The sequence below is a fragment of the Streptomyces sp. NPDC088812 genome (assembly GCF_044750285.1).
Classification (GTDB): Bacteria; Actinomycetota; Actinomycetes; order Streptomycetales; family Streptomycetaceae; genus Streptomyces.
Map to the genome: position 1 here is coordinate 15,251 of NZ_JBIVJP010000029.1, position 24,404 is coordinate 39,654.

The following is a 24,404-nucleotide window of genomic DNA, read 5'->3' on the forward strand; positions in this document are numbered from 1 at the left end:
AGGGTTGAGTCCGCAGCGGCAGAAGTACGCGATGATTCCGGGTATGACACGCCGTACTCCGACCGCAGTCGACCACTACGACGCCCTGTCCGCCGTCGTGCGCATGGTCCGCTCGGGACGCGCCCGCACCCGGCCCGAGCTGGGCGCCGCCTCCCTCCTGGGCCGCACGGTGATCTCCCAGAGGGTCGAGCAGGCCATCGAGCTCGGCCTGCTGGAGGACGCCGAGACCGGCCCGTCCAGCGGCGGCCGCGCCCCGCGGCAGCTGCGCTTCGACGCCGGGCGCGGACTGGTCCTCTCCGCGGTGCTGGGAGCCGCCGCGCTGGACGTGGCGGTGACCGACCTGGACGCCCGCGTCCTGGAGCACCGGCATCTGGAGTGGCCGATCGCCCGCGGCCCCGAGGAGACCCTGACCGCCCTGGACGCCGCGTTCACCGGCCTGCTGGAGAGCCGCCGGGACACCCCGCTGTGGGCGATCACCCTGGGCATCCCGGGCCCGGTGGAGTTCTCGACCGGGCGCCCGTCGCAGCCGCCGATCATGCCGGGCTGGGACGGCTTCGACATCCGCGGCCGGCTCCAGGCACGGCACCGGGCGCCCGTGTGGGTGGACAACGACGCCAACCTGCTGGCCCTGGGCGAGGCCCGCGCCGGCGGCACCGGCGCCGACGAGATGATCTTCGTGAAGGTGGGTACGGGCATCGGCGCCGGCCTCGTCAGCGGGGGGCGCGTGCACCGGGGCAGCAAGGGCGCCGCCGGTGACATAGGGCACGCCCGGGTCCTGGAGGACAACTCGGTCATGTGCCGGTGCGGGCGGACCGGGTGCCTGGAAGCGCTGGCGGGTGGCTGGGCGCTGGCCCGCGACGCGGTGACGGCGGTCCACGAGGGGCGCAGCCGGTACCTCGCCGAGATCCACGGCGCGCACGGCGAGATCACCCCGGCCGACATCGGCCGCGGCGTCACCGTGGGCGACGCCTGGTGCCTGACGGCGGTCGCCCGGGCGGCGGAGCGGGTGGGCAGCCTCATGGCGACGCTCGTCAACTTCTACAACCCCTCCCACCTGGTCTTCGGCGGCGGCGTCCTGACGGTGGGGGACGCCTTCCTGCGCGTGGTCGACCACACGGTGCGCAGCCGCTCCCTGCCGCTGGCGGCGACGGACCTGGTGATCCGCGGCTCCGCGCTGGGCGACCTCGGCGGCGTCGCGGGCGGGGCGCACCTCGCCGTGGAGGCGCTGCTGTCGGCCGACGCCATGGCAGCCTGGACACCGCTGGGCAGCCCGTCCGCGGTCGACCCGGACCGCCTGACGGCAGGCGCCTGATCCCCCGAGGACACCCCGTGGCACCCGGGACGCCCTGCGAGGAGGGAAACGGCACACATCCAGCACATCGACATCCAGAACCATTGACTTTGGCTTGTGGCAAACATAAGTTCCGTCACCGACGGGCGATTCCGGACGAGTCTCGCCCGTCGTCAACGGCAGCCGCCCCCGTCCCCCGGCCTCATGCCCCTCCAGGCGGCACGCCCCCTCCCCATCGAAGGGACTCGACGATGAGTGCCGCATCCTCCCCCGCCACCGGCGCGCCCGCCGGCGCGCCCGCCGGCGCGCCCCCCGCCGCCGCACGGCCGCTCGGCCGCGCCGCACAGCTGGGATACGGTCTCGGAGACCTGGCGTCCAACCTGACCTGGACCACGCTCACGGCCTTCCTGCTGTTCTTCTACACCGACGTCGCCGGCCTCGCCGCCGCCGCGGCGGGCACCGTCCTGCTGCTCGGCCGGATCGCCGACGCGTTGATCGACCCGCTCGTCGGCCTGGCCGTCGACCGCACCCGCAGCCGCTTCGGCCGCGCCCGCCCCTACCTGATCTTCGGCTCCCCGGTGCTGGCCGCCGCGTTCGCGCTGGCCTTCACCTCCGTGGGCAGCGGCACCACCGCGGCCGTCTGGGCCGGGGTGACCTTCGTCGCCGTCGGCATCAGCCACTCCCTGGTGAACGTGCCCTACGGCGCGATGCTGCCGATGCTGACCTCCGACAACGACACCCGTCTGAAGATGAGCGGCTACCGGTTCGTCGGCGCCTCGCTCGGACTGATCGCGGTCTCCGTGGCGGTCATGCCGCTGGTCGGCCTGCTGGGCGCCGGCGACCTCGGGCGCGGCTTCACCGGCATGGCCGTCGTGTTCGGCGTCGTCGGCACCCTGCTGTACTGGGCGGTCGCCGCACTGTGCCGCGAGCGGGTCGCACCCCCGGCGCCCGGGGAGGACACCGCCACCGGGCCCGCCGTCAAGGCGCTGTTCGGCAACCGGCACTGGCTGGGCGTGTGCCTCTCCTCGCTGGCCGCGTTCGTGCGCCTCGGCGTGATCACCGCCGGAGCGGTCTACTACGCCCGGGACGTCCTGCACGACACCTGGGCCACCACCTACATCCTCCTCGCCTTCTCCCTCTCCGCCCTGGCCGGCTCCCTGGTCACCCCCTGGGTGCTGCGCCGCACCGGCAAGCGCCGGGGCATCGTCCTCGGCCTGGTGGCCACCGCGGTCCTCTACGCGCTGCTGTTCCCGCTCCACGACAGCCCCGCCGCGTTCCTCGCCGTCTTCCTCGTCGCGAACCTCCTCGGCGGCTTCGGCCTGGTCGCGGCGCCCGCCCTGGTCTCCGACACCGTCGACCACCACGAGTCCGTCACCGGCCGCCGCGACGAGGGCCTGCTGTACGCGGGCTACAGCCTCGCGACGAAGGTGGGCACCGCGCTGGGCGGCACCTTCTTCGCGTGGGCGCTCGCCTGGGGCGGCTACCACGCCGACGAGGTCAGCACCGGCGCCTCCACCGCCATCGAGTGGGCCTTCGTCGGCCTCCCGCTGGTGCTGTGCCTGGTGCAGGCGGTGTGCATGGCCCTGTACGACCTCGAACGCCCCGCCCCCTCGCCGACGGCCTGACGCACGGGCTGCCCCGCCCCCGGCACGGGCAGCCCCCGCCACCCCCGACGACTCCCGCACCCCCCGCACACTCCCGCAACTCCCCTCCCCCTCCCACCCCCCGCAACTCCCCCCATGAGCAGTCCGAGAAAGGACGAGCCGACGGTGCTCGAACGCAACATCATCCAACAGCGCGGCTTCCGCAACGTCGTCGAGAACGGCGCCGTCACCGGCTTCCAGCTGCACCTGCGCAACCCCAACTACCGCGGCATCGCCGGAAGCCTCGTCGACGGCGTCGAGGTGATCGTCGACGGCGAGAAGCACCCCGCGGACCGGACCCGGTGGACCCTTCAGGGCCGCACCTTCACCCTCGACGAGCTGCGCGCGAGCACGGACGTCCGCTGGCAGCTCGACGAGGTCGCCGTCGTCACCGTGCCCAGGCCGGGCGGGCTGGCCGCGGGCACCCACCGCATCGACGTCGCCGTCCACCTGCGCCGGCCGTACATCCCCGAGGTCGCCGGCCCCTCCGTCTTCCGGTCCTCCGCGACGGGCACCGTCGTCCCCACGACCGGCGGCACGAGCGGCCTGAAGTACGGCGTCTCGCTCTACAGCTACTCCGGCGACCTCTACACCTCGATGACCCTCGAGGACGCCATGGCCGACATCGCCGACCTGGGCGCCACCGGCATCGAGATCCTCGGCGAGGGCAACATCCCCGGCTACCCCCGCCCCGACGCCGCCTGGGTGCGCGACTGGCACGGCCTGCTGGACCGGTACGGCCTGACGCCGACCAACTACGGCTCCTGGGTCGACACCGCGATGTGGCGCGAGCGGGACCTCACGGCCGAGGAGGGACGCGCCCAGCTGGAGACGGACCTGCGGCTGGCCAGGGAACTCGGCTTCACCTCGATCCGCCCGAAGTTCGGCGTCGTCTCCCCGGAGCTCGAACCCCACCCGATCTGGCAGCCGGCCGTCGAACGGGTCCTGGACCTCGCCGCCGACCTCGACATCGTCATCTGCCCGGAGATCCACAGCCCCACCCCGATCAAGAACCCCGTCACCCAGGGCTACCTCGACTTCATCGACCGCACCGGCAGCGAGCACTTCAAGCTGCTCATCGACACCGGAATCTTCCAGACCGCCCCGGTGGACGACGGCCACGAGGGCTTCGAGGGCAAGAAGCGCCCCCCGTTCCTGGAGCCCCTGGCCGTCCCGATGGCCGACCTCGTGGACGTGCTCCCCCACGTCCACTTCATCCAGGCGAAGTTCTTCGAGATCGACGACCGGCTGCACGACCTGCACGTCCCCTGGGACGACATCGTCACCACCCTGCGCGACGCCGGCTGGAGCGGCTGGCTGTCCAGCGAGTACGAGGGCCGCCGCGAGCCCTACCGCGGCCGCGACCAGGTACGCCGCCAGCACGCCCTGCTCCGCACCCTGGACGCCTGAGGTTCGACCGCCGTGCGCGTCGGCCGCACCGGCCGGGAACGGGGAACGAACCGTCCCCGTCCCCGGCCGGTCCGTCGGCGGAGCCGCTAGCCTGCACCGCATGCCCCACGACGCCGGCACCCCCCGGGCCAGACGCGACGACCGCCCCGACGAGGCCCGGCGGGCGCGTCTGAGCCGGATCTTCGACGAGGACGCGGAGCTGTACGACCGGGCCAGGCCCGGCTACCCGGCCGAGCTGTACGACGATCTCGCCGACCTCGCGGGGGTCCGCAGCGGCAGCCGCGTCCTGGAGGTGGGCTGCGGGACAGGCCAGGCGACGGTGCCCCTCGCCGGGCGGGGCTGCCGGATCACGGCCGTCGAGGCGGGACCGCACCTGGCCGCCGTCGCCCGCCGCAACCTGGCCGGAGCGACCGCGGTGGACGTGGTGACGGCGCGGTTCGAGAGCTGGCCGCTGCCACCGGAGCCGTTCGACGCGGTCGTCTCGGCGACGGCGTTCCACTGGATCGACCCGGCCGTGCGGGTGGCCAAGGCCGCCGACGCGCTGCGTCCGGGCGGGGCGCTCGCCGTGGTGCGCACCCAGCACGTGCGGGGCGGCACCGAGGACTTCTTCGCCGAGGTCCAGCGCTGCTACGAACGCTTCGACCCGGACACGCCACCAGGGCTGCGGCCTCCCGCGGCCGCCGGCATCGACGGCTCGGACCACGCGCGGGAGGTCGCGCGCAGCGGCCGTTTCGGCCCCACGGTCTTCCGCCGCCACGAGCGGGACCTCACCTACACCACGTCCCGGTACCTGGACCTGCTGCGGACCTACTCGGGCCACCGCGCTCTGCCGGAAGCCGCCAGGAGCGGGCTGCTCGCCTGCATCGGCGGCCTGATCGACGGGACGTACGGCGGCCGGGTGACCAAGCGCTACCTCATCGAACTGGGAGTGTCGTACAAGCGGTGACGCCGGACGGTCACCCGAGGACGTACGGCGGTCGCGCGGCCGACGTGCCCAGGGCGGCCCTCTCCGTGTCGGTCGGCGCCCGCCGTCCGGTGCCGACCAGCAGCGCGTCCGTGTCGGAGAACGACGCGGGGAACGCGGTCCCGGCGATCGGCTCCGGCATCGCGCGGGACCGGGCGAGCCCCTCCACGGGCGGTGCCGCCACGTGCGGGAGGTGCGCGCCCAGGCCGAGGTGGTGCAGCGTCCACTCCAGGACGTACGCGCAGAGGTGGTCGACCGCGGTGAGGACCTCGCCCCGGGTGCCGACCCCAAGGCCCGGGTCGGCGCACCGGAGCCCGTCCCCCACCGCCCGGGCGGCGCCCCGAATGACGCGCAGGTGACATCGGGCGGTCGGGCAGGGGAACAGCGGATCGGGGCCCGACCGGCGGGGACCTCGGTCCCCTACGCTGCGCTGCGGATCGCGTGCCTGGGGGGCACGCGTCCCATTCCGAGGGGGGATACCCGTGTTCGTGCTGTCCATCCTGCTGCTCATAGCGGCAGTCGTGCTCTTCCTCGTCGGCCGCGGCCGCACCACCGACGGCGGCTGGCGGATCGGCGCCGCGATCAGTGCCGTGGCGGGGGTGCTGGCGGGCGTCTTCTCCTGCGTCCACGTCGTGAGCGCCTACGAGGTCGGCGTACCGGTGACCTTCGGCGGCGTCGGCGCTCCGCTGACCTCGGGCATCCAGGTGACGTCACCGTTCACCGAGGTCACGACCTTCTCCACCCGGCCGGTGGACCTCAACCTGAACGACAAGGACACCGTCGAGGTCCGCTCCTCGCAGGGCGGGGTGCTGTACGCGGACGTCACCGTCAAGTGGGCCGTGGTGCCGGCGAAGGCGGTCGCGCTGTACCGGCTGGCGGGCAGCGAGGAGGGGGTCGAGGAGCGGCTGGTGCTGCCGGACAGCCGCGAGATCATCCGCAACGTCTTCGCCCAGCACACCAGCGAGGAGGGGTACGCCTCCGCCCGCGAGCAGATCGGCTCGGAGATCGCCGCCCTCATCAAGGCACGTCTGGCGCCGCGCGGCATCGACGTCACGGTCGTCAACCTGCGCAACGTGAAGCCGTCGGCCGAGCTCCAGAAGCAGATCGACAAGAAGATCCAGCAGGAGCAGGCGACGGAGCGGGCCGTGGAGGCGCAGCGCACCGCCACGGCGGAGGCCGAGCGCAAGCGCATCGAGGCGGAGGGCACCGCCGCCGCCAACAAGATCCTCGAACGCTCACTGACCGACAAGGTGCTCTATAACCAGTGCCTGGCCGCCTACCGCGAGGCCGCCAAGGCGAACCCGGTCTACGCCGTCCCCTGCGGCACGGACTCCGGCGGCACCCCGGTCATCGTGGACGGGACCGGCGACCAGTAACCCGACGGGCGTGCGGGATAATGCCCGCATGCGGATCTCAGCCAGGGCGGACTACGCGGTACGTGCCGCGCTGCAGCTCGCCACGTCACGGGACGACGAGCCGGTCAAGGTCCTGGCCATCGCCGACGCCCAGGGCATCCCGCACAAGTTCCTCGAAGGCATCCTGAACGACATGCGCCGCGGCGGGCTCGTGGTCAGCCAGCGGGGCGGCAACGGCGGCTACCGGCTGGCCAAGTCCGCCGGGTCGATCAGCATCGCCGACGTCATCCGCGTCGTGGACGGACCGCTCGTCTCAGTACGTGGAGTCCGTCCACCGGAACTGTCCTACAACGGGCCCGCCGAGTCGCTGCTGCCCCTGTGGATCGCGCTGCGGTCCAATGTGCGCGAGATCCTCGAAGGCGTGACGCTCGCCGACGTCGCCTCGGCCGAGCTGCCTGCCGGTGTGTCCGCCCGGGCCGACGACCCGGGCGCCTGGACGAACCCCTGAAAAACCGGCCCCGACCCCGCTGATACCAGAACGTGAGACGGGGGCGTCCGCGATGCGAGAAGCCCCTTGGTAAGGGCGCCACCTTCTGCCACGATCCCTATCAACCAGGTGGGGAAACTAGGGAACTGAGGGGGTGGCCATGAGTACGCTGAACCATGCGGTCCGCACGCGGCTCCTTCTGACCTCCCGTCGGCACATCGACCTGGTCCGTACGTCCAGCGCCATCTGTCGAGCCGTCTGAGGCCGGTCCTTCGACCGGCTCCCCCCACGCACGGCTGTGCTCGTCACCGCCCCGCCGCCGTCCGGCGGGCGCCTTCTCGGCCGCATCACGCCGCCGTCACTCCCCGCTCCCCCATGACCGCACGCCCGCGCGTGCGCCATGGCCGCGACGGAGGTCCGGCATCCACCCCGAGGCACCCGACACCCGGCATCGCCACCCCTGCCCTCCTCGACCCGCGACGGCGGAACCGTCGCCGGCGAAGGGCGTGGACACGCGTGCCGACAGCCCTGCGTCCCGTACGTCCGTACGTCCCTGATCACCCGTTCCTCCTGGAAAGGACACCTCCGTGTCTGCCGCAAGACCGCTCACCGCCCTGCGCGCCCTCGCCGCCATAGCGGCACTCCCCTTCCTGCTGACGGCCTGCGGCTACGGTTCCGAGTCCACCGACGACGACAAGCAGACCCAGGTCGCGGCGGACGCCGAGAAGCTCTCCGCGGACCAGGTGAAGATCGGCTACTTCCCGAACCTCACCCACGCCACCGCCCTGGTCGGCGTCCAGGAGGGCATCCTCCAGAAGGAGCTCGGCGGCACCAAGATCTCCACGGCGACCTTCAACGCGGGGCCGTCCGAGATCGAGGCCCTCAACTCCGGCTCCATCGACATCGGCTGGATCGGCCCCTCCCCCGCCATCAACGGCTACACCAAGTCCTCGGGCAAGAACCTCCGCATCATCGGCGGCTCGGCCTCCGGCGGCGTCAAGCTCGTCGTCAACCCGGACAAGATCAAGTCCGTGAAGGACGTCAAGGGCAAGAAGATCGCCACCCCGCAGCTCGGCAACACCCAGGACGTCGCCTTCCTCAACTGGATCGCGGAGCAGGGCTGGAAGGTCGACGCCGAGAGCGGCAAGGGCGACGTCTCCGTCGTCCGCACCGACAACAAGATCACCCCCGACGCCTACAAGTCCGGCTCCATCGACGGCGCCTGGGTGCCCGAGCCCACCGCCTCCAAGCTGGTCGCCGAGGGCGCCGAGGTGCTCATCGACGAAGCGGACCTGTGGCCCGACAAGAAGTTCGTGATCACGAACATCATCGTGTCGCAGAAGTTCCTCAAGGAGCACCCCGACGTCGTCGAGGCCGTGCTGCGCGGCTCGGTGAAGACCAACCAGTGGATCAACGCCAACCCCGACAAGGCCAAGACCTCGGCGAACGCGGCGCTGAAGGAGCTCTCCGGCAAGGCGCTGCCCACGGAGGTCCTGGACCCGGCCTGGGAGTCCATCACGTTCCTGGACGACCCGCTGGCCTCGACCCTCGACGCCGAGGCGGAGCACGCCGTGAAGGCGGGTCTGCTGGAGGAGCCGAACCTGAAGGGCATCTACGACCTCGCCCCGCTCAACAAGGTCCTCGAGGCCGCGGGCGAGGAGCAGGTCGACGACGCCGGTCTCGGCGCCGAGTAGCACCCGGCACGCAGTCCCGATGAGTTCCCAGGAGGTGACGACCATGGCCACCACGATCGCCAAGGCCGGCGACGGTGGCGCCGCCACGGCGGCCCGGGCCGCCCGCGTCGAGCACGTCTCGAAGTCCTTCGACGGCCCCGCCGGACAGCAGCTCGTCCTGGACGACATCACTCTCGATGTCGCCTCCGGCGAGTTCGTCACCCTCCTGGGTGCCTCGGGCTGCGGCAAGTCCACGCTGCTCAACCTGGTGGCGGGACTGGACCGGCCGTCCGCCGGCGCGATCAGCACGGACGGCCCGCCCGCCCTGATGTTCCAGGAGCACGCCCTGTTCCCGTGGCTGACCGCGGGCAGGAACGTCGAACTCGCCCTGAAGCTGCGCGGCGTCGCCAAGCCCGAGCGCCGCGCGGAGGCCGAGCGGCTGCTCGAACTCGTGCGGCTGAAGGACGCCTACGGCAAACGGGTGCACGAACTCTCCGGCGGTATGCGGCAGCGCGTCGCGCTGGCCCGGGCGCTGGCCCAGGGCAGCAGGCTGCTGCTGATGGACGAGCCGTTCGCGGCCCTCGACGCCATCACCCGGGACGTGCTGCACGACGAACTGACCCGCATCTGGCGGGAGACGGGCCTCTCCGTCCTGTTCGTCACGCACAACGTGCGGGAGGCGGTACGACTGGCCCAGCGGGTGGTGCTGCTGTCGTCCCGGCCCGGGCGGATCGCCCGGGAGTGGACGGTGGACATTCCGCACCCGCGCCGTATCGAGGACAGCGAGGTCGCCGAACTGTCCTCGGAGATAACCGGACAACTACGGGAGGAGATCCGCCGACATGGCCGGCACTGACACCGGGCCCGACCTGAGGAAGGACGACGGCACACAGGACCTGGCGGGGCTGGAGGCCGGGCTCGACGCGCTGGACACGGTGCAGGCCGGCCGGACGCCGCTGCGGCAGACCCTGGTCCAGAAGGTGCTGCCCCCCGTCAGCGCGGTCCTGCTGGTCCTCGCGGTCTGGCAAGCGCTGGTGTGGGCGCAGGTCGCCCCCGACTACAAGCTGCCCTCACCGTCCGCGGTCTGGGACGAGGTGTCCGACGCGTGGCTGCGGGGCACCCTGCTCGAGTACGTCTGGACCTCCGTCTCGCGTGGCCTGCTCGGCTTCCTCCTGGCGCTCGTCATCGGTACGCCGCTCGGGCTGCTGGTCGCCCGGGTGAAGTTCGTGCGGGCCGCGATCGGGCCCATCCTGTCCGGACTGCAGTCCCTGCCGTCCGTGGCATGGGTGCCGCCCGCCGTGATCTGGCTGGGTCTGAACGACAGCATGATGTACGCGGTGATCCTGCTCGGCGCCGTGCCGTCCATCGCCAACGGCCTGGTGGCCGGTGTCGACCAGATCCCGCCGCTGTTCCTGCGCGCGGGCAAGACACTGGGCGCCACGGGACTGCGCGGGGCCTGGCACATCGTGATGCCGGGGGCGCTGCCCGGGTACCTGGCCGGCCTGAAGCAGGGCTGGGCGTTCTCCTGGCGGTCGCTGATGGCCGCCGAGATCATCGCGTCCTCGCCCGATCTGGGCGTCGGACTCGGCCAGTTGCTGGAGAACGGCCGGAACAACTCCAGCATGTCCCAGGTCTTCCTCGCCATCTTCCTGATCCTGATCGTCGGCATCGCCATCGACCTGCTGGTCTTCAGTCCGCTGGAGCGACGGGTACTGCGCGGCCGGGGACTGCTGGTCACCCACTGACCGACGGCACCACGACCGGCCGGTACGGGACAGCGCGGCCCACCGGCACGTATCGGAGCATCCAGGAACATCTCGCGCACGGCACCCGCTCCACCGCATGGGCATCGCCCGGTGGAGCGGGTGCCGCCGTGTGCGGGCCCCCCTCGCGGGGGGGGCCGGTGCGCGCGGTCAGGCGGGGAGGGTGAACGGCGGGTGTGCTCCGCTGAGGAAGTAGTCCCCGACGTCACGGAGCCGGTGGGCGACGGGGTGGTACAGGGTGTGGGTCCGTGCGTTGCGCCAGAAGCGGTCGAATCCGTACCGCGAGGAGGCGGAGCCGGGGCCGATGACGTCCAGGGTGCGGGCGGTGATGTCCTGCGCCGCCCGCGCGGCGGCGGCCTCGGCCGCGGCCGCCAGGACGCAGATCTCGGCGCACTCGTCGTCGGTGAGGTCGTCGCCGCGCGCGAGTCCGCCGTCCAGGGCTTCCACCGCCTGATCGGTGAGCGCGGACGCCGCGCGGGCGGCGACGGTGAGCTCTCCGTAGGTGATCAGCACGTGCGCGTCCTGCGACCGGCTGTCCGGCCAGGACGGGTAGGACGGGTAGGACGAGTAGGACGGGTAGGACTGCGGGGGCGGCCAGGAGGGCCGCCAGGACGGGTTCCCCGCCCTGGCGTACTCACGGGCCTCGCCGAGCACTCCCTGGGCGATGCCGAGGCAGAGATGGGCGGAGACGAGACGTCCGGTGGCGGCGGCCAGGCCGGCGAACGGCGGCAGGGCGCCCTCGTCCGAGGACAGCGACCCCAGCACCTCGTCGTCGGTGACCGGCACGGCGTCGAACTCCATGCTGCCGCCGGCCGACAGCCGCTGGCCGAAGGTGTCCCCGTCGTCGCCGCAGACCACGCCGGCGCGGGTGGGATCGACGATCACGGCCAGCGGTTCACCGGTGTCGAGCCGGGCGGCGCGGACCGCCAGCCGGTCGGCGACCCGGATGCCGGTCGCGCAACTCTGGCGCCCGTTCAGCAGATGGCGGCCGGGGGCGACCGGCGTGAGGATCAGGGGCGGTTCGTGGGCGGCGAAGCCTCCGCCCCAGCACCACTGGCCCGCCGCGGACTCCCGTTCGAGCCGGGCGACGAGGTCCGCGCCGGCGAAGAACCGGGCGCTTCCCGACAGGACGTAGTGGCTGCCGAGCAGTTGGCCGATCGCCCCGTCGGCCGCGGCGACCTCCCGGACGACCGCGTAGGCCGTTGCCCAGTCCGCCCCTCCCCCACCGCGTTCGGCGGGTACCAGCAGCGTGAGGAGCCCTGCCTCACGCAGCCGGGCCACCTCGTCGAACGGGGGTTTGCCGGCCTGGTCGCGGACGACCGCGTCCGTGGCCAGGTCCTCGGCCACTTCGCGGGCGATGTGCAGCCAGCGGGTGCTGCTCTGCTGATCGACCGTGAACAGGTCCTCCACCGTCACGGCCGCTCCCCCCGCCTCGGGCGGGTACAGGAAGAGGACGCGAGGGCGCCGGACGCACACGCTGGGGCAGTTCCCACTGACGTTCCTCCTCGACTTCCCTATAAATCCGGTAGGAATACTAGAGAATACCCTGTCACCCCCGCTCGGGGGCAGGTGTTCGATCGCGGAATCCCGCCTTCCCCGGGCGAGTTGGCCGACAACGACCGGCCCCGCGGCCGGTGGCGGAAAGGCCTCGGAGGCCGGTCAGCTCGTCGGGCGTGACCGGCCGGCGGGGCCCGGTCGTTCCGGTGGCCGCGGTGGCCGCGGTGGTCGGGGGCGCCGGCGCGGTCGGTGCGCCGGGTGCCGGGGGGCCGTCTCCGTCCGGGCGCCCTGTTCGGCGAGGCCGGTCAGGGCGGCCCACCGGGCGCCCGGAAGGGTCGGCGCATGGCCTCGGGTCCCCTACTGGTCGGTCCGGGGCAGGCCGGGCGGGTTGATCTCCGACTTGGTCACGGCCTCGTCGGACAGGCCCCACCGCTCGAGCACCTCGGCGTACGTCCCGTTCTCGACCACGTGGTCGATGGCGTCGGCGAGCGCGTCGACGAGCCCGCTGTCCTTCTTGGTGGTGGCCGCGATGAGCCCCTGGAGGGTCTCACCGGCACCGGAGTACGTGCCCACGACCTCCGTCTTGCCGGTGGTGGCCGCGTGGTAGGCCGCGATCGGGTTGGGGCCGAGGTAGATGTCGATCCGGCCGGACTGGAGAGCGAGGTAGGTGTCGCTGTCGTTCTGGTAGTACTTGATGTCCACCGGCTTCCGGCCGGCCTTCTCGTTCTCCTCGCTCCATTCGACCAGCAGCTTCTCCTGGTTGGTGCCGCTCTGCACGGCGACGGTCAGGCCCGCCACGTCCTCGGGCCCGTCGACCTTCAGCCCGCTGCCCTTCTTCGCCTCGAAGCCCAGGTTGTCCTCGCGGTAGGTGGCGAAGTCGTACTTGTCCTTGCGCTCCTCGGTGACGGTGATGTTGGCGAAGCCGACGTCGTACTTGGCGCTGTCCAGGCCGACGAAGATGTTCTCCCACGACACCGTGTTGATGTGCGGCTTCAGGCCGAGCACGTCGGCGACCAGGTACGCGATGTCGGGCTCGACGCCGATGACGGTCTTGTCGTCGGTGGCGTGGAAGCCCAGCGGGGCCGCGGAGGTGGACGACTGGACGATCTCCAGGGTGCCTCTGTCGCGGATCTTCTCCGGGACCTCGGCGGCTATGGAGTCGACCTTGTCCGTGGTGACGCGGTCCTGGTCCGGGCTGATGTTGATCTTCGCCTTGGCGCCGGACGTGTCCGCGACCTCGGTGGTGCCGCCGTCGGAGGGGTTGGCGCAGCCGGCGAGGACGAGGGCGGCGGCCAGTCCGAATGCTGCTGCGGTGGTACGGCGGGCGAGGGTGGACACGGTGGGTCTCCTTGCGTGCGGAGGGGGCGGGGGACGTAGAGAACGGGAAGGGCAGAACGGGGAGAACGGGGAGAACGCGAGGTCAGAGGACCTTGGAGAGGAAGGCGCGGGTGCGCTCCTGCCGCGGGGTGTCCAGGACGGCCGCGGGCGGCCCCTGCTCCACGACGACTCCGTCGTCCATGAACACCACGGTGTCGGCGACCTCGCGGGCGAAGCCGATCTCGTGGGTCACGACGATCATGGTGGTTCCGGTGCTCGCCAGGTCCTTGATGACGTCGAGGACCTCGCCGACCAGCTCCGGGTCGAGCGCCGAGGTGGGCTCGTCGAAGAGCAGCACCTTGGGTTCGAGGGCGAGCGCGCGGGCGATGGCCACGCGCTGCTGCTGGCCCCCGGAGAGCTGCCGCGGATAGGCGTCCGCCTTGTCGGCGAGACCGACCCGGTCCAGCAGCCGCCGGGCGGTCTCCTCCGCCTGCCTGCGGGGGCGGCGCAGCGCGGAGACGGGGGCCTCGACGAGGTTCTCCAGCACGGTCAGGTGCGGGAAGAGGTTGAAGTTCTGGAACACGAACCCGATGTGGGTGCGCTGCTTCAGGACGTCCTTCTCCTTCAGCTCGTACAGCTTGCCGCCGGAGCGGCGGTAGCCGATGAGCTCACCGTCGATGCTGATCCAGCCGCGGTCGACCTTCTCCAGGTGGTTGACGGTGCGCAGCAGCGTGGACTTCCCGGAGCCGGACGGACCGAGGATCACGGTGACCTCGCCGGCGCGGACCGTCAGGTCGACGCCGCGCAGCACTTCCAGCGGGCCGAAGCTCTTGTGGACACCGCGGATGTCCACCATCGCCTCACTCATCGGATGTCTCCCGGGGTCTTCAGGGGTACGACGGGCCGGTCGCGCCGGGCCGCCGCCGCGCGCAGGGTGCGGACGAACCGCCGGGCACGCTGGAGGGGGGTGGGCGGCGGGGTGCGGTTCGCGCCCCGGGCGTAGCGGCGTTCCACGTAGTACTGCGCGACCGACAGCACGGAGGTCAGGACCACGTACCAGGCGGTGGCGACGAGCAGCAGCGGGATCACCCGGCCGTTGCGGCCGTAGACCACCTGTACCTGGTAGAACAGCTCGCCGATGGCCATGACGTAGACCACCGAGGTGCCCTTGAGCAGGCCGATGATCTCGTTGCCGGCCGTGGGCAGGATGGCGCGCATGGCCTGCGGCAGCACGATCCGGCGGATCTGCCGCAGCCGGGGGATGCCCAGTGCCGCGGCGGCCTCCAGCTGTCCGTGGTCCACGGAGACGACTCCGCCGCGGACGACCTCGGCGGCGTAGGCGGCCTGGTGCAGCGACAGTCCGATGACGGCGGCGCCGATCGTGCCGATGAGGGTGTTGCTGTCGACGGACCAGAACACCGGCCCGAAGGGGATGCCGACCCCCAGCTCCCGGTACAGGGCGCTCAGGTTGAACCAGAACACCAGCTGGACGATCATCGGGATGGACCGGAAGATCCAGATGTAGGCCCAGGCGACGGCCTGGAGCAGCGGGCTGCGCGACAGCCGCATGAAGGCCAGGACGGTGCCGAGGAGGAAGCCCAGCACGGTGGCGTACACGGTGAGCTGGAGGGTGACCCACACCGCCTTGACGATCGTCTCGGACAGCACGTAGGCGCGGAAGACCCCCCACTCCCAGACCGGGTTGGTGACCAGACCGTGGACGAACTGGGCGACCAGCACGGCCACGGCGACCGTCGCCACCCACCGGCCGTAGTGGCGGGCGGGGACGACCTGGAGAGAGGCCGGGTCGTCCCCGGTGGGCGGGGCGTGGGGGCCCGCGTCCTGGAGGGCCGCTCCGGGCGGCGTGGACGCGGGGTCGGTGGTGAGTCCCATCGTGGTGTTCCTGCTTACGTCTCTACGTGTGCTCGGGCGGGTTGATCCGCGACGCGTCGATCGCGGCGGCCGGGGCCGGGGCGCGGGTGGCGGCCGGGGCGCGGGTGGCGGCCGGGGCGCGAGTGGGTGCCGGGGCGCGAGTGGCGGCCGGGGCGGTCAGGTGCTTCTCGAAGGGGAGCGGGCCGATGGTCTCCGGATCGGCCTCCGTGTCGAACAGCGGTGTGTAGCCGGTGGCCAGGTACAGGCCGCGGGCTTCCGGCTGGCGCGGTCCGGTGGTGAGGTAGACCCGCCGGTAGCCGCGGGCGCGCGCCACACGCTCCAGTTCGGCGACGACGCGTCGGGCCAGGCCGCGCCGCCGGTGGGCGGAGTGCGTCCAGATCCGCTTCAGTTCGGCGGTGGCCTCGTCGTACCGGCGGAAGGCGCCGCCCGCGACCGGCTCGCCGTGCTCCAGCAGCAGGAGCAGCACGCCGCCGTGCGGTGCGGTGAACTCCTCGTCGGGGTAGCGGGCGAGCTCGGCGTGGGCGTCCTTGCCGTAGCGGGTGGAGTACTCGTCGCCGAGTTCGCGCAGCAGGGGCTCCACGCGCGGGTCGGACACGGGGACCTGGACGACCGTCAGCGCGGTCGCGTCGGCGGGCGGCTGGGCGACGGAGGTCATGCGCGCACCGCCGCGAGGGCCTGGGTGCCGCGCGCCGCGCGCTCGGCGTCGCGCTCGGCGTCGCGCTCGGCGTCGCGCTCGGCGTCGCGCTCGGCGTCGCGCTCGGCGTCGCGCTCGGCGTCGCGCTTGGCGACCTCTTCGCGGACGATCGGGATGACGTACCGCCCGAAGTCGATCGCGTCGCCCAGGAGGTCGTAGCCCCGGGCGGAGAGGATGTCCACGCCGAGGTCGTAGTAGTCGAGAAGCGCCTGGGCGACCGTTTCCGGGGTGCCGACCAGGGCGTTGGAGTTGCCCGCCCCTCCGGTGGCGGCGGCGGTCGGGGTCCACAGCGCGCGGTCGTAGCGCTCGCCCGCCTCGGCGATGGCGATCAGCCGCTGCGACCCGGCGTTCTCCGGCGCGCCGCTGCGGTGGTGCCGTACGAGACCGGCCTCACGCCGCTGCCTGATCGCGCCGACCGTGCGGTGGGCCTTCTCCCAGGCCAGTTCCTCGGTCGGGGCGATGATCGGGCGGAAGGCGGCCTGGATGCGCGGGCGTTCGGTGCGGCCCGCGGCCCGCGCGGCGGCCTTCACCGCCTCGATCTGCTCGGCGGTCCTCTCCAGGGGTTCGCCCCACAGGCAGTAGATGTCGGCCTCGGCACCCCCGGCGGCGTACGCGGCGGGCGACGAGCCGCCGAACGAGACGTTCGGGCGGGGCTGTTGGACGGGGAAGACATCGCTGACGAAGTCGTGGAAGCGGTAGTGCTCGCCCTCGTGGTCGAAGGGCTCGTGGGTGGTCCAGATCTTCTTGACGACGCGGATGTACTCGCGGGTGCGGGCGTAGCGCTCGTCCTTGGTGAGGGTGTCGCCCTCGCGGCCCTGCTCGTGGTCGTTGCCGCCGGTGATGAAGTGGACCGTCAGCCGGCCCTCGCTGATCTGGTCGAGGGTGGCGAAGGTCTTCGCGGCGAAGGTGGGGTACGAGACGTTGGGCCGGTGGGCGAGCAGGATCTGGAGGCGGTCCAGTCTGCTCGCGATGTACGCGGCGGCCGGGGCGGGGTCCGGTGATCCGGATCCGTAGGCGAAGAGCACCCGGTCCCAGCCGTGGTCCTCGTGCGCGCGAGCGAGCCGGAGGGTGTAGTCCTTGTCGAAGGCGGCGCCGGAGCGCGCCGTCGTCTCGGACCCGTCGTGGGTGGCGGCTATGCCGAGGAACTCCACGGGCATGGGAGATGGCCTTTCCTCAAGTCCTTCTGGGGGGTGCTGGTCCGCGCGCGGGCAGGGCGCGGCGGCCCTCGTGACGGCCGTGCGGGGACGGCGTCCGTGACGACCGTGTGCGTGACGGCGTCCGTGACGACCGTGTGCGTGACGGCGTCCGTGACGACCGTGTGCGTGACGGCGTCCGTGACACCGGGCGTGACGGTGTTTCAGGGGGTGCGAACGCGGGGGTGCTGGGGGTGCAGGTGTGATGACGCCGGGGCGGGGGCCTCGGGCGGGTGGAGCGGCGGCAGCGCGCGTCCGGTTCCGCAGGGCCGCCCGTACGCCGGTCAGGGCCCGCGTACGACGGTGGTGCGGAGGGAGATCTCGGCCCGCGACGGGGTCACCGAGGGAGGGAAGGGCCGGTCAGACAGCCCGCTGCCGATTCAGCCGCGACACGCCGCGGACCACACCCGACCGAAGTCGATGTGGCCCCGGGTAACCAGGCGCTGATCAGCATTCATGCGCTTAATTGAGCAGTACATTCTGCCTCCCGTCAACCACTGACCACGTGACGGACCGGTACCGACCGATCGGCACGCACTGTTGACAGGTCCGTGCACCGGGCACATACGATCGGCCGCGGACGGGCTCCGCCGCGTGCGGCAGCGGCCCCTCCGGCCGCGTTGAGGGACGTGGCGCTCGTGATGACACCGGTACCCGGCCGCCACCGGGTGGTCACCGACACCCGCGACTCCCTCCCCCGGAGAGCCTCCGATGGTCCCGCCTTCCGACGTCACCGCTCCCGACGCCCCGCCGCTCCCGCCCGTCCCCCGGGCGAAGGCGCCCGGCTCCGCGTCCGACTCCGCGCCCGGCCCCGGGCCCGGCTCCGCGTCCGGCTCCGCGTCCGGCGACCTCCCCGCGATCGTGCCGCGCCGGCGCGTCGGCCGTCTGCCGGCCGCGGCCGCCGTGAGGACCCGGCCCACCGCCCGGACCACCGCCCGGACCACCGCCGACGCCCGCCCCGCGATCGGCGGTGACCGGTGAACGCCGTCCCCGCGGCCGCCGTCCTGGTCGTCGTCGGCGCGGGCCCGCGCGGCACGGGTCTGCTGGAGCGCATCGCCGCCAACGCTCCCGAACTGTGGGACGGACGGCGGACGTTGACCATCCATCTCGTGGACCCGTACCCGCCGGGGCCGGGACGGGTCTGGCGGCACGAGCAGTCACCGCTGCTGCGGATGAACTCCATGGCCGAGGACGTCACCATGTTCACCGACGAGACCTCCGAGATGGACGGTCCCGTACGGCCCGGCCCCTCGCTGGCCGAGTGGGCGTCCCGGTTCTCCGGCCGGGGCCCACGCCTCACCCCCGACCCCGAACCCGCCGACCCCGAACCCGCCGACCCCGAGGTCCTGGCCGAGCTGCGCTCCCTGGCACCGTCCGACTTCCCCACCCGACGGGCCCAGAGCGCCTACCTGGACTGGGTGTTCCGCCGGGCGCTGGCCGAACTGCCGCCGTCCATCGGCGTCGTGTGGCACCGCACCGTCGCGACCGCCGTCACCGGCCCCGCGGACGGGCCCCAGCAGGTGCACCTGGCCGACCGCGACACCCCCCTCACCGCCGACCTGGTCGTCCTCGCGCAGGGTCATCTGGACGCGACCCCGGAAGCCGGCCACCACGACCACGCCGCCTTCGCCGCCCGCCACGGCCGCTTCCACCTCCCGCCCGAGTTCTCCTCCGACGCCGACCTGTCCGGCCTGCGCCCCGGCGAGCACGTCGTCCTGCGCGGCTTCGGGCTGGCCTTCGTCGACCTGATGGTGCTGCTCACCGAGGGACGCGGCGGCACCTACCGCACCGAGCCCGACGGCACCCTCACCTACCTCCCGTCCGGCCGCGAGCCCGTCCTCCACGTCGGGTCCCGGCGCGGCGTGCCGTACCACTCCAAGACCCGCTACCGGCTCCAGGGCCCCCGGCCACCGCTGCCGCGCCACTTCGGCCCCGCGGCCGTCGACGCCCTGGTCGCCCTCGACCGCCCCCTCGACCTGCGCCGCGACGTGTGGCCGCTGATGGCGAAGGAGATCGGCTTCGGCCACTACCACGAGCTGTTCCACGCCCATCCGGAGCGCACCACCCTGCCCTGGGCGGACTTCCTCGCCGCCTACGACCGTCTCGACTGGTACTCCGACGCGATGGCCGCCCTCGTCGCCGCGGCCGTGCCGGACCCGGTGGACCGCCTGGACTTCGAGGCCCTCGACCGCCCCCTGGCGGACCTGACGTTCCCCGATCCGCACTCCTTCCAGCACCATCTGCGCGACCACATCACCGCGGACGTCGGCCGCCGCGAGGACCCCGCCCACAGCGCCGACCTCGGCGCCTTCCTCGCCCTGCTCTCCGTCTACGGACAGCTGCCCGGCCTCGTCTCCGCCGGCCGGCTGACCGCCCGCTCCGTCGCCACGGGACTGGACGGCTGGTGGCAGGGCTTCTTCAGTTTCCTCGCCTCCGGCCCGCCGGGCTTCCGGCTGCGCCAGCTGCTCGCCCTGTCCCGGGCCGGCATCGTCCGCTTCCTCGGCGCGGACCTCCGGATCGGTACCGACGACTCCACCGGCACCTTCACCGCGACCAGCCCCACCGTGCCCGGACACACCGTCCACGCCACGGCCCTGATCGAGGCCTACCTGCCGCGCCCCACCCTCGACCGCACCGAGGACCCGCTCCTGCGCGCCCTGCACCGCTCCGGCGCCCTCACCGAGGAGGTCATCGCCGACCCCACCCACACCCACCGCTCGGGCCTGCTGACCGTCACCCCCTCCGACGGCCACGTCCTCGACCCCTCCCTCGGCGGAGCCCACCCCCGCCGTGTCGCCCTCGGCGCCCCCACCAACAGCCGCGCCGTCGCCGCCTTCGCCCGCCCCCGCACCAACGCCCCCGCCTTCCGCCAGAACGACGCGGTGGCCCGCGCGCTGCTCCGGGCGCTGGCGGCGGGTGGAGCAGCGGCCGTCCCCCGGGAACGGACCACCGTGCCGGAAGACGGCGACCGCTCCCTCGCCACCCGCACCGCCGAGGACACGGACCGAGAGCGCCCGGCGCCCGGACCGAGGGTCGCGACGCACTCGACGTGAGACGTCCGGGCGGGACGGCGGGGGCCGCGGGGGCCACCGGGGCCGGGGCCGCCACCACGTACCCGGGCCGGACGGGCACCGGCTGCGGTGATGACCCGTGAGGTAATCGCCGCCCCGGTCGTTCCCGGCTACGTTCTGGTCGTCGTTCCCCGCCCGGTACGAACGGAAGAAGGAGCCCGACCCGACCATGCCCGCCTATGGCTTCGCCCATCTCCGCAGCAGCCGCCACCATCCCGACATCATCGAGTACCTGGAGCGCATCCAGGCCACTCTCGACCCCTTCGCGGGCCGTTTCGTCATTCACGGCCCGCCGGCCGAAGTGGTGGAGGGGACGTGGCCCGGCAACATGGTGCTGATCGAGTTCCCCGGCCTGGACGAGGCTCGCGCCTGGTACCACTCGCCCGAGTACCAGGACATCCTGCGACTGCGTACCGACCACATCGAGGGTGACGTCCTGCTGATCGAAGGCGTGGGACCGCGCTACGACCCGACGCGGCGGGCCGCCGCACTCCGTGCCGAGGCCGAGCGGACGGAGCAGCCGACCGCGCCTCCCCCCGCGCCGCACTGAGGACGCGGCCCGGAGCGTCGGTCGGCCTGCCGTCTCACCGAGGAGCGTCGCGGTCGGTCTTCTCCTCCGAGACGGTGGCGAGGTGCTCGCGCAGGGCTTCGGCCGCTCGGGACCGGTGGCCGGACAGGAGCAGGTCGGCGATCTCCACGTGTTCCGTGCAGCGGACGACGGCCCGGTCGCGTCTGAGTGAGCGGCGGTACTCGATCAGCCGCCGGAGCCGGTCGACGCGGTGGAGGGCGTCGATGAACATCGAGTTGCGGCTGCACGCCATGACGACCTCGTGGAAGCGGCTGTTGAGGTCGTAGAGCTGCGCGTTGCCGATGGACCAGATGTCCCCGTCGACCAGGCGTTGCTGCTGGGCCCGGACGTTCTCCAGGGCGGGCCGGTCGAGGAGGAAGCCGGGTTCGAGGACGGCCGCCGGTTCGATGGTGAGGCGGAACCGGTAGCTGTCCTCGTACGCGGTCATGGTGGTGAGCATGGGCTGGAACTCCCAGCCGTACCCGGGGAGCCGTTCGATCCAGCCCTCGACGGCGATGCGGCGCAGGAGGTGGGTGAGCTGCCCCGGCTGGAGTGCGTACCGGCGGGCGAGCGCGTTCTCGGTGACGCGGTCCGGCAGGTGTCCGTCGAGGCGGTCGGCCGCGATGCGCAGGTAGACCTCCTCGAGGGGGTCCTGCGCCGGGCCGCGTGCGGCGCTCCCCGCGATCTCGGTACGGACGAGGGCCACCGCGTACCCGCCCCGCTCCGCGGGTTCGACGACGCCTTCCCGCTCCAGCAGGCGCAGGGCCCGGCGGACCGGTGAGCGGGAGACCTTCAGCAGTTCCGCCAGGGACCGCTCGACGAGCCGGGTTCCCCTGGCGAGGTCGCTGCTGCCGATGTACTCGGCGATGCGGTCCGCGGTCTGCCGGGTGAGCGGGGTCACGGCCACGTCCGCGTCGGTGGTGTCGTCGCGCACCGTGGGCGGGGTCATGGCGTCGCCTCCGCGGGAAGGGGCCGGGGCGGCCGGGACCGGGCGGTCCCGGCCCCGGTCATGGGGCGAGGACCGAGTATAGGTGTTCGCCCTGCGGCGGGGCGGCGAAGTGGGGACCGGCCAGCGCCCGCCACCGCTCGTACCCGGCGGACCGGCGGAGGAGGCGGGTGTGGTGTTGCACCGTCTCCCACCGCACCATGAGCCGGTAGCGGCCGGGGTGTTCGGTGCTGCGGTGCAGGTCGATCCAGGATCTCGATCTGTGCGATGTCGGTGATCACGTGGTGCCGTTCTCAGCGGGCGGGCTCGGCGTGCTCCGCGTCGACGCGGGCGGTGACACCGGTCTCGACGAGAGTGCGGGTGGCGTCGACGGAGGCGTAGATCCACAGGATGCGCATCGGAGACGTGTAGGAGGCGTTGCGGAAGCGGTGCGGGGCGCCACGGCGATCGCCGGCACCACGCCCAGCGGGTCGTACACGACGGCGCTGTCGGCGGCGTCGGAGGGGACGGGGCGGTCGGCGAGGTGGGCGGCGGCGTTGTCGGCGTAGTAGTCGCGCGTCAGGGCGCACTTGTCGATCTCGGCGAGGGCCTCCCGGACGGGCTTGCCCACCTCGGCGGTGATCAATGCCGCGTACTCGTCGCGGTGCGGTGCTCGCGCAGCACCCGTGCCACGGCGTGGGGCAGGGGGGTGCGGTCGGCGATCGGGCGGCGGCGTCAGTCGGCCTGGGCCTTGGCGGCGGCGCTCAGGGCGGCGGCTTCGACGTCGGTGTCGCCGTGCGGTGTGTGACGGCTCGGTTCCCGGCCCGTGGCGGGGTCGGTGGAGACGATCGTCATCGGGTGGCTCCGTTCCGCTCGATGACGCGGCAGATCACGGCGGCGAGGTCGGCGGTGCCGAGGGTGCCGCCGATGTCGCGGGTGCGGGTGGCGGTGTTGTCCAGGGCGGAGTCCACGGGCTCGGTGACGACCGCCGCGGCCCGGGTCAGGCTCTCGTCCCCGCCGCGTGGGCCGCGCCGGTCCGGCGGCATGGCCGCGGAACCGGGTGGTGGCGTCCCCGGCCGACAGCTGCGGGCAAGGATCGGCACCGACCTTTCCCGGACACGTTCGCTGGTGGCGACCACCGCGCCGTCCGGCCGCTCCGGCGTCGGCTCGGCCGCGGACCGAGTACCGAGTACCGCGGACCGAGTACCGAGTACCGAGTACCGAGTACCGAGTACCGCGGACCGCGGACCGCGTGTGAGCCGACGCCCATGAGTCTTCGCGGGCCGGTCCAGGGCGCCGGAGAGCCCTGCCGGTCCTTGTCGGGCGGCAGGGCTCTCGCGCGTCACGCTTCGCGCAGACGGCGGGTGAAGAGGGGGATTACTCGTCGGCCGGTCCGGAAGGGACCGCACCGCGCCGCAGCGGACGGCCGATGGTCACGGCACCGCGGAAGCCGTCTGCCGAGACGGTCGCCATCGTGTCGAGCGACGGGTCGGGGACGGGCAGCAGATGGGCGTCGACCCAGGTGTCCCCCGCCGACGCGTTGGCCCACGGGTCCTCGATCACGACGGCGCCGGGGACGGCGCCGTGGCAGAGCACCCAGTGCGGCACGTCGAACCCTTGCATCCCGGCGAGCGAGACCAGGAGCAGCACGTGCTCCCGTCGGCCGATCGCGCTCCGGATCGCGGTCATGGAGAGGTGGCGTGGGTCGATCGGGACGCCGATCCGTCCGGCTTGCGTACGTGAGATGCGTTGGAGCAGGGCACGCCACTGCTGCTCGTTCTCCGGGTAGTGGTCGAGCAGGACGGGCCGGTCCACGTCGAGGTGGACCGTGACGGGGGACGACGGCCACGCTCGGCGCACGGCAACGCCCAGCCCGACGGGCTCGCACGCGGGGAAGTTGGTCGCGTCGCGCCACAGCGTCAGCTCCGCCTCACGGTCGAGCGCCTCCCGCGGCAGCGTCCCCGCGTGCGCCTGCGCGGCCAGCGCGGTGACGGCGCCGCACGTGAAGTGCGTGGTCTGCCCGTAGTACGGGGGTTCGGTCACGACGCCGTCGCGCAGCCAGCGAACGTAGCCGGCGTCGGGCCCTGCCGCGTGCTCGGCCGGTGTGAGCGGAGGGCGCAGCGGGGTGAAGCCGGCGGCAGCGGCGTCTTCGGGGCTTGCCGTCCATCCTTCCCACTTGACCTGCGCGAGGCCCCGGCGGCGTGCGTGGGCGACGACGGCCGCGACGGCTGCCGGCACGTCGCCGACGGCGTCGACGATCTTCAGATAGGCCGTGTGCGGGCGTGCCGAGACGAGCGCGGCAGCGGTCCAGTCCTCGCCGTCGTCCCCCGGAACGGCCACGAGGTGAGGGGCGTGAGCGGAGCGGTCGACCGCGTGCCAGCGCTCCGGCACCTGGTGGTGTCCGAGTCGCCTCAGCAGGGTCGTCGACGTATCGGGTTCGAACGGGACGGCGACGATGCTCTGCACGGGCGCTTCCTTCTGGGGCGGCATTCCGGTGCTCCCGAGACGGGTCGGAGGAGACGAGGGGCGGGGATTCGTCCGTGGGTGGTTGGGGGCGCGGACTCGGGCCCGGGCGGGATCGGCCGGGGCCGGCCGGCAGGCGGCGGGTAGGCGGGCGGGCGGGCCGAGGGACCGTGGCGGGGCCGGTCGGCGCGGTTGCG

At 72.9% G+C, this 24,404-nt stretch carries 22 protein-coding genes and 2 pseudogenes; 13 read left to right on the top strand and 11 right to left on the bottom strand.

Going from position 1 to position 24,404, the window contains the following annotated elements; translation table 11 throughout:
* The first annotated feature begins 43 nt into the window (after window positions 1-43).
* The 4 genes from ACIP67_RS37785 to ACIP67_RS37800 all read left to right on the top strand — a co-directional run bounded on the left by ACIP67_RS37785 (window position 44) and on the right by ACIP67_RS37800 (window position 5,290).
* Window positions 44-1,312, top strand: a complete 1,269-nt coding sequence (locus tag ACIP67_RS37785; RefSeq protein WP_401698058.1) for an ROK family protein — start codon at window positions 44-46, stop codon at window positions 1,310-1,312.
* A gap of 230 nt (window positions 1,313-1,542) precedes the next feature.
* The gene (locus tag ACIP67_RS37790; RefSeq protein WP_401698060.1) at window positions 1,543-2,916 is read left to right on the top strand and encodes an MFS transporter; all 1,374 of its coding nucleotides are present in this window, start codon (window positions 1,543-1,545) and stop codon (window positions 2,914-2,916) included.
* Between the two features lie 114 nt (window positions 2,917-3,030).
* Entirely contained in the window at window positions 3,031-4,344 is a 1,314-nt protein-coding gene (locus ACIP67_RS37795) for a DUF6379 domain-containing protein (protein WP_401698062.1), read from the top strand.
* A gap of 100 nt (window positions 4,345-4,444) precedes the next feature.
* Window positions 4,445-5,290, top strand: a complete 846-nt coding sequence (locus ACIP67_RS37800; protein ID WP_401698064.1) for a class I SAM-dependent methyltransferase — start codon at window positions 4,445-4,447, stop codon at window positions 5,288-5,290.
* A 10-nt stretch (window positions 5,291-5,300) separates the two neighbouring features.
* Here ACIP67_RS37800 and ACIP67_RS37805 read toward each other — a convergent pair.
* Window positions 5,301-5,615 (bottom strand): annotated as a pseudogene (locus ACIP67_RS37805) (maleylpyruvate isomerase); the annotation flags it as partial.
* 175 nt (window positions 5,616-5,790) lie between these two features.
* Here ACIP67_RS37805 and ACIP67_RS37810 point away from each other — a divergent pair.
* The 6 genes from ACIP67_RS37810 (at window position 5,791) to ACIP67_RS37835 (ending at window position 10,568) form a co-directional block, all read left to right on the top strand.
* On the top strand, window positions 5,791-6,684 hold the full coding sequence (locus ACIP67_RS37810) for a prohibitin family protein (RefSeq protein WP_401698066.1): 894 nt from the start codon (window positions 5,791-5,793) through the stop codon (window positions 6,682-6,684).
* A gap of 28 nt (window positions 6,685-6,712) precedes the next feature.
* Entirely contained in the window at window positions 6,713-7,171 is a 459-nt protein-coding gene (locus ACIP67_RS37815) for an RrF2 family transcriptional regulator (RefSeq protein ID WP_401698067.1), read from the top strand.
* 139 nt (window positions 7,172-7,310) lie between these two features.
* A complete protein-coding gene (locus ACIP67_RS37820; RefSeq protein ID WP_389515601.1) occupies window positions 7,311-7,412 on the top strand; it encodes a putative leader peptide in 102 nt (33 codons plus the stop codon).
* A gap of 325 nt (window positions 7,413-7,737) precedes the next feature.
* Window positions 7,738-8,844: an ABC transporter substrate-binding protein gene (locus ACIP67_RS37825; protein WP_401698069.1), complete on the top strand. Its 1,107-nt coding sequence runs from the start codon at window positions 7,738-7,740 to the stop codon at window positions 8,842-8,844.
* 43 nt (window positions 8,845-8,887) lie between these two features.
* A complete protein-coding gene (locus tag ACIP67_RS37830; protein ID WP_401698184.1) occupies window positions 8,888-9,679 on the top strand; it encodes an ABC transporter ATP-binding protein in 792 nt (263 codons plus the stop codon).
* Complete coding sequence (locus ACIP67_RS37835; protein WP_401698070.1) at window positions 9,666-10,568, top strand: ABC transporter permease; 903 nt, start codon at window positions 9,666-9,668, stop codon at window positions 10,566-10,568. Before ACIP67_RS37830 ends, ACIP67_RS37835 begins: the two co-directional genes overlap by 14 nt.
* Before the next feature lie 168 nt (window positions 10,569-10,736).
* Here the strand turns inward: ACIP67_RS37835 and ACIP67_RS37840 are convergent, their stop codons facing one another.
* The 6 genes from ACIP67_RS37840 to ACIP67_RS37865 form a co-directional block, all read right to left on the bottom strand.
* A complete protein-coding gene (locus ACIP67_RS37840; protein ID WP_401698072.1) occupies window positions 10,737-12,002 on the bottom strand; it encodes an acyl-CoA dehydrogenase family protein in 1,266 nt (421 codons plus the stop codon).
* Window positions 12,003-12,440: 438 nt separating this feature from the next.
* The gene (locus ACIP67_RS37845; protein WP_401698073.1) at window positions 12,441-13,421 is read right to left on the bottom strand and encodes an ABC transporter substrate-binding protein; all 981 of its coding nucleotides are present in this window, start codon (window positions 13,419-13,421) and stop codon (window positions 12,441-12,443) included.
* A gap of 82 nt (window positions 13,422-13,503) precedes the next feature.
* Window positions 13,504-14,268: an amino acid ABC transporter ATP-binding protein gene (locus tag ACIP67_RS37850; protein ID WP_401698075.1), complete on the bottom strand. Its 765-nt coding sequence runs from the start codon at window positions 14,266-14,268 to the stop codon at window positions 13,504-13,506.
* Window positions 14,265-15,293: an amino acid ABC transporter permease gene (locus ACIP67_RS37855; protein WP_401698077.1), complete on the bottom strand. Its 1,029-nt coding sequence runs from the start codon at window positions 15,291-15,293 to the stop codon at window positions 14,265-14,267. Before ACIP67_RS37855 ends, ACIP67_RS37850 begins: the two co-directional genes overlap by 4 nt.
* Window positions 15,294-15,315: 22 nt before the next feature.
* On the bottom strand, window positions 15,316-15,948 hold the full coding sequence (locus tag ACIP67_RS37860) for a GNAT family N-acetyltransferase (RefSeq protein WP_401698078.1): 633 nt from the start codon (window positions 15,946-15,948) through the stop codon (window positions 15,316-15,318).
* Window positions 15,945-17,144 carry an LLM class flavin-dependent oxidoreductase gene (locus ACIP67_RS37865; RefSeq protein ID WP_401698080.1) on the bottom strand — a complete coding sequence of 400 codons (1,200 nt, stop codon included), beginning with the start codon at window positions 17,142-17,144 and terminating at the stop codon, window positions 15,945-15,947. Before ACIP67_RS37865 ends, ACIP67_RS37860 begins: the two co-directional genes overlap by 4 nt.
* Window positions 17,145-17,891: 747 nt before the next feature.
* Here ACIP67_RS37865 and ACIP67_RS37870 point away from each other — a divergent pair.
* From ACIP67_RS37870 to ACIP67_RS37880, 3 genes are all read left to right on the top strand, one after another.
* A complete protein-coding gene (locus ACIP67_RS37870) occupies window positions 17,892-18,161 on the top strand; it encodes a hypothetical protein (RefSeq protein WP_401698082.1) in 270 nt (89 codons plus the stop codon).
* Window positions 18,158-20,233, top strand: coding sequence for an FAD/NAD(P)-binding protein (locus ACIP67_RS37875; RefSeq protein ID WP_401698083.1), 2,076 nt, complete (start codon window positions 18,158-18,160; stop codon window positions 20,231-20,233). Before ACIP67_RS37870 ends, ACIP67_RS37875 begins: the two co-directional genes overlap by 4 nt.
* A 187-nt stretch (window positions 20,234-20,420) precedes the next feature.
* Window positions 20,421-20,801, top strand: coding sequence for a DUF1330 domain-containing protein (locus tag ACIP67_RS37880; protein WP_401698084.1), 381 nt, complete (start codon window positions 20,421-20,423; stop codon window positions 20,799-20,801).
* 34 nt (window positions 20,802-20,835) lie between these two features.
* On the opposite strand, the gene ACIP67_RS37885 is transcribed toward ACIP67_RS37880, so the two are convergent.
* From ACIP67_RS37885 to ACIP67_RS37900, 4 genes and pseudogenes are all read right to left on the bottom strand, one after another.
* Window positions 20,836-21,768 carry a GntR family transcriptional regulator gene (locus ACIP67_RS37885; protein WP_401698085.1) on the bottom strand — a complete coding sequence of 311 codons (933 nt, stop codon included), beginning with the start codon at window positions 21,766-21,768 and terminating at the stop codon, window positions 20,836-20,838.
* A 499-nt stretch (window positions 21,769-22,267) separates the two neighbouring features.
* Window positions 22,268-22,375, bottom strand: a pseudogene (locus ACIP67_RS37890) (hypothetical protein); the annotation flags it as partial.
* Between the two features lie 220 nt (window positions 22,376-22,595).
* Window positions 22,596-22,847: a hypothetical protein gene (locus tag ACIP67_RS37895; protein ID WP_401698087.1), complete on the bottom strand. Its 252-nt coding sequence runs from the start codon at window positions 22,845-22,847 to the stop codon at window positions 22,596-22,598.
* Window positions 22,848-23,121: 274 nt separating this feature from the next.
* Window positions 23,122-24,234: a peptidase C39 family protein gene (locus tag ACIP67_RS37900; RefSeq protein WP_401698089.1), complete on the bottom strand. Its 1,113-nt coding sequence runs from the start codon at window positions 24,232-24,234 to the stop codon at window positions 23,122-23,124.
* Between the last annotated feature and the right edge of the window lie 170 nt (window positions 24,235-24,404).

Excerpts from the sequence above, each read along its gene's own strand:
- ACIP67_RS37785 (WP_401698058.1), top strand. The coding sequence starts at position 44 with ATGACACGCCGTACTCCGACCGCAGTCGACCACTACGACGCCCTGTCC.
- ACIP67_RS37790 (WP_401698060.1), top strand. The coding sequence starts at position 1,543 with ATGAGTGCCGCATCCTCCCCCGCCACCGGCGCGCCCGCCGGCGCGCCC.
- ACIP67_RS37795 (WP_401698062.1), top strand. The coding sequence starts at position 3,031 with ATGAGCAGTCCGAGAAAGGACGAGCCGACGGTGCTCGAACGCAACATC.
- ACIP67_RS37800 (WP_401698064.1), top strand. The coding sequence starts at position 4,445 with ATGCCCCACGACGCCGGCACCCCCCGGGCCAGACGCGACGACCGCCCC.
- ACIP67_RS37815 (WP_401698067.1), top strand. The coding sequence starts at position 6,713 with ATGCGGATCTCAGCCAGGGCGGACTACGCGGTACGTGCCGCGCTGCAG.
- ACIP67_RS37820 (WP_389515601.1), top strand. The coding sequence starts at position 7,311 with ATGAGTACGCTGAACCATGCGGTCCGCACGCGGCTCCTTCTGACCTCC.
- ACIP67_RS37830 (WP_401698184.1), top strand. The coding sequence starts at position 8,888 with ATGGCCACCACGATCGCCAAGGCCGGCGACGGTGGCGCCGCCACGGCG.
- ACIP67_RS37835 (WP_401698070.1), top strand. The coding sequence starts at position 9,666 with ATGGCCGGCACTGACACCGGGCCCGACCTGAGGAAGGACGACGGCACA.
- ACIP67_RS37850 (WP_401698075.1), bottom strand. The coding sequence starts at position 14,268 with ATGAGTGAGGCGATGGTGGACATCCGCGGTGTCCACAAGAGCTTCGGC.
- ACIP67_RS37855 (WP_401698077.1), bottom strand. The coding sequence starts at position 15,293 with ATGGGACTCACCACCGACCCCGCGTCCACGCCGCCCGGAGCGGCCCTC.
- ACIP67_RS37860 (WP_401698078.1), bottom strand. The coding sequence starts at position 15,948 with ATGACCTCCGTCGCCCAGCCGCCCGCCGACGCGACCGCGCTGACGGTC.
- ACIP67_RS37865 (WP_401698080.1), bottom strand. The coding sequence starts at position 17,144 with ATGCCCGTGGAGTTCCTCGGCATAGCCGCCACCCACGACGGGTCCGAG.
- ACIP67_RS37870 (WP_401698082.1), top strand. The coding sequence starts at position 17,892 with ATGGTCCCGCCTTCCGACGTCACCGCTCCCGACGCCCCGCCGCTCCCG.
- ACIP67_RS37880 (WP_401698084.1), top strand. The coding sequence starts at position 20,421 with ATGCCCGCCTATGGCTTCGCCCATCTCCGCAGCAGCCGCCACCATCCC.
- ACIP67_RS37885 (WP_401698085.1), bottom strand. The coding sequence starts at position 21,768 with ATGACCCCGCCCACGGTGCGCGACGACACCACCGACGCGGACGTGGCC.
- ACIP67_RS37900 (WP_401698089.1), bottom strand. The coding sequence starts at position 24,234 with ATGCCGCCCCAGAAGGAAGCGCCCGTGCAGAGCATCGTCGCCGTCCCG.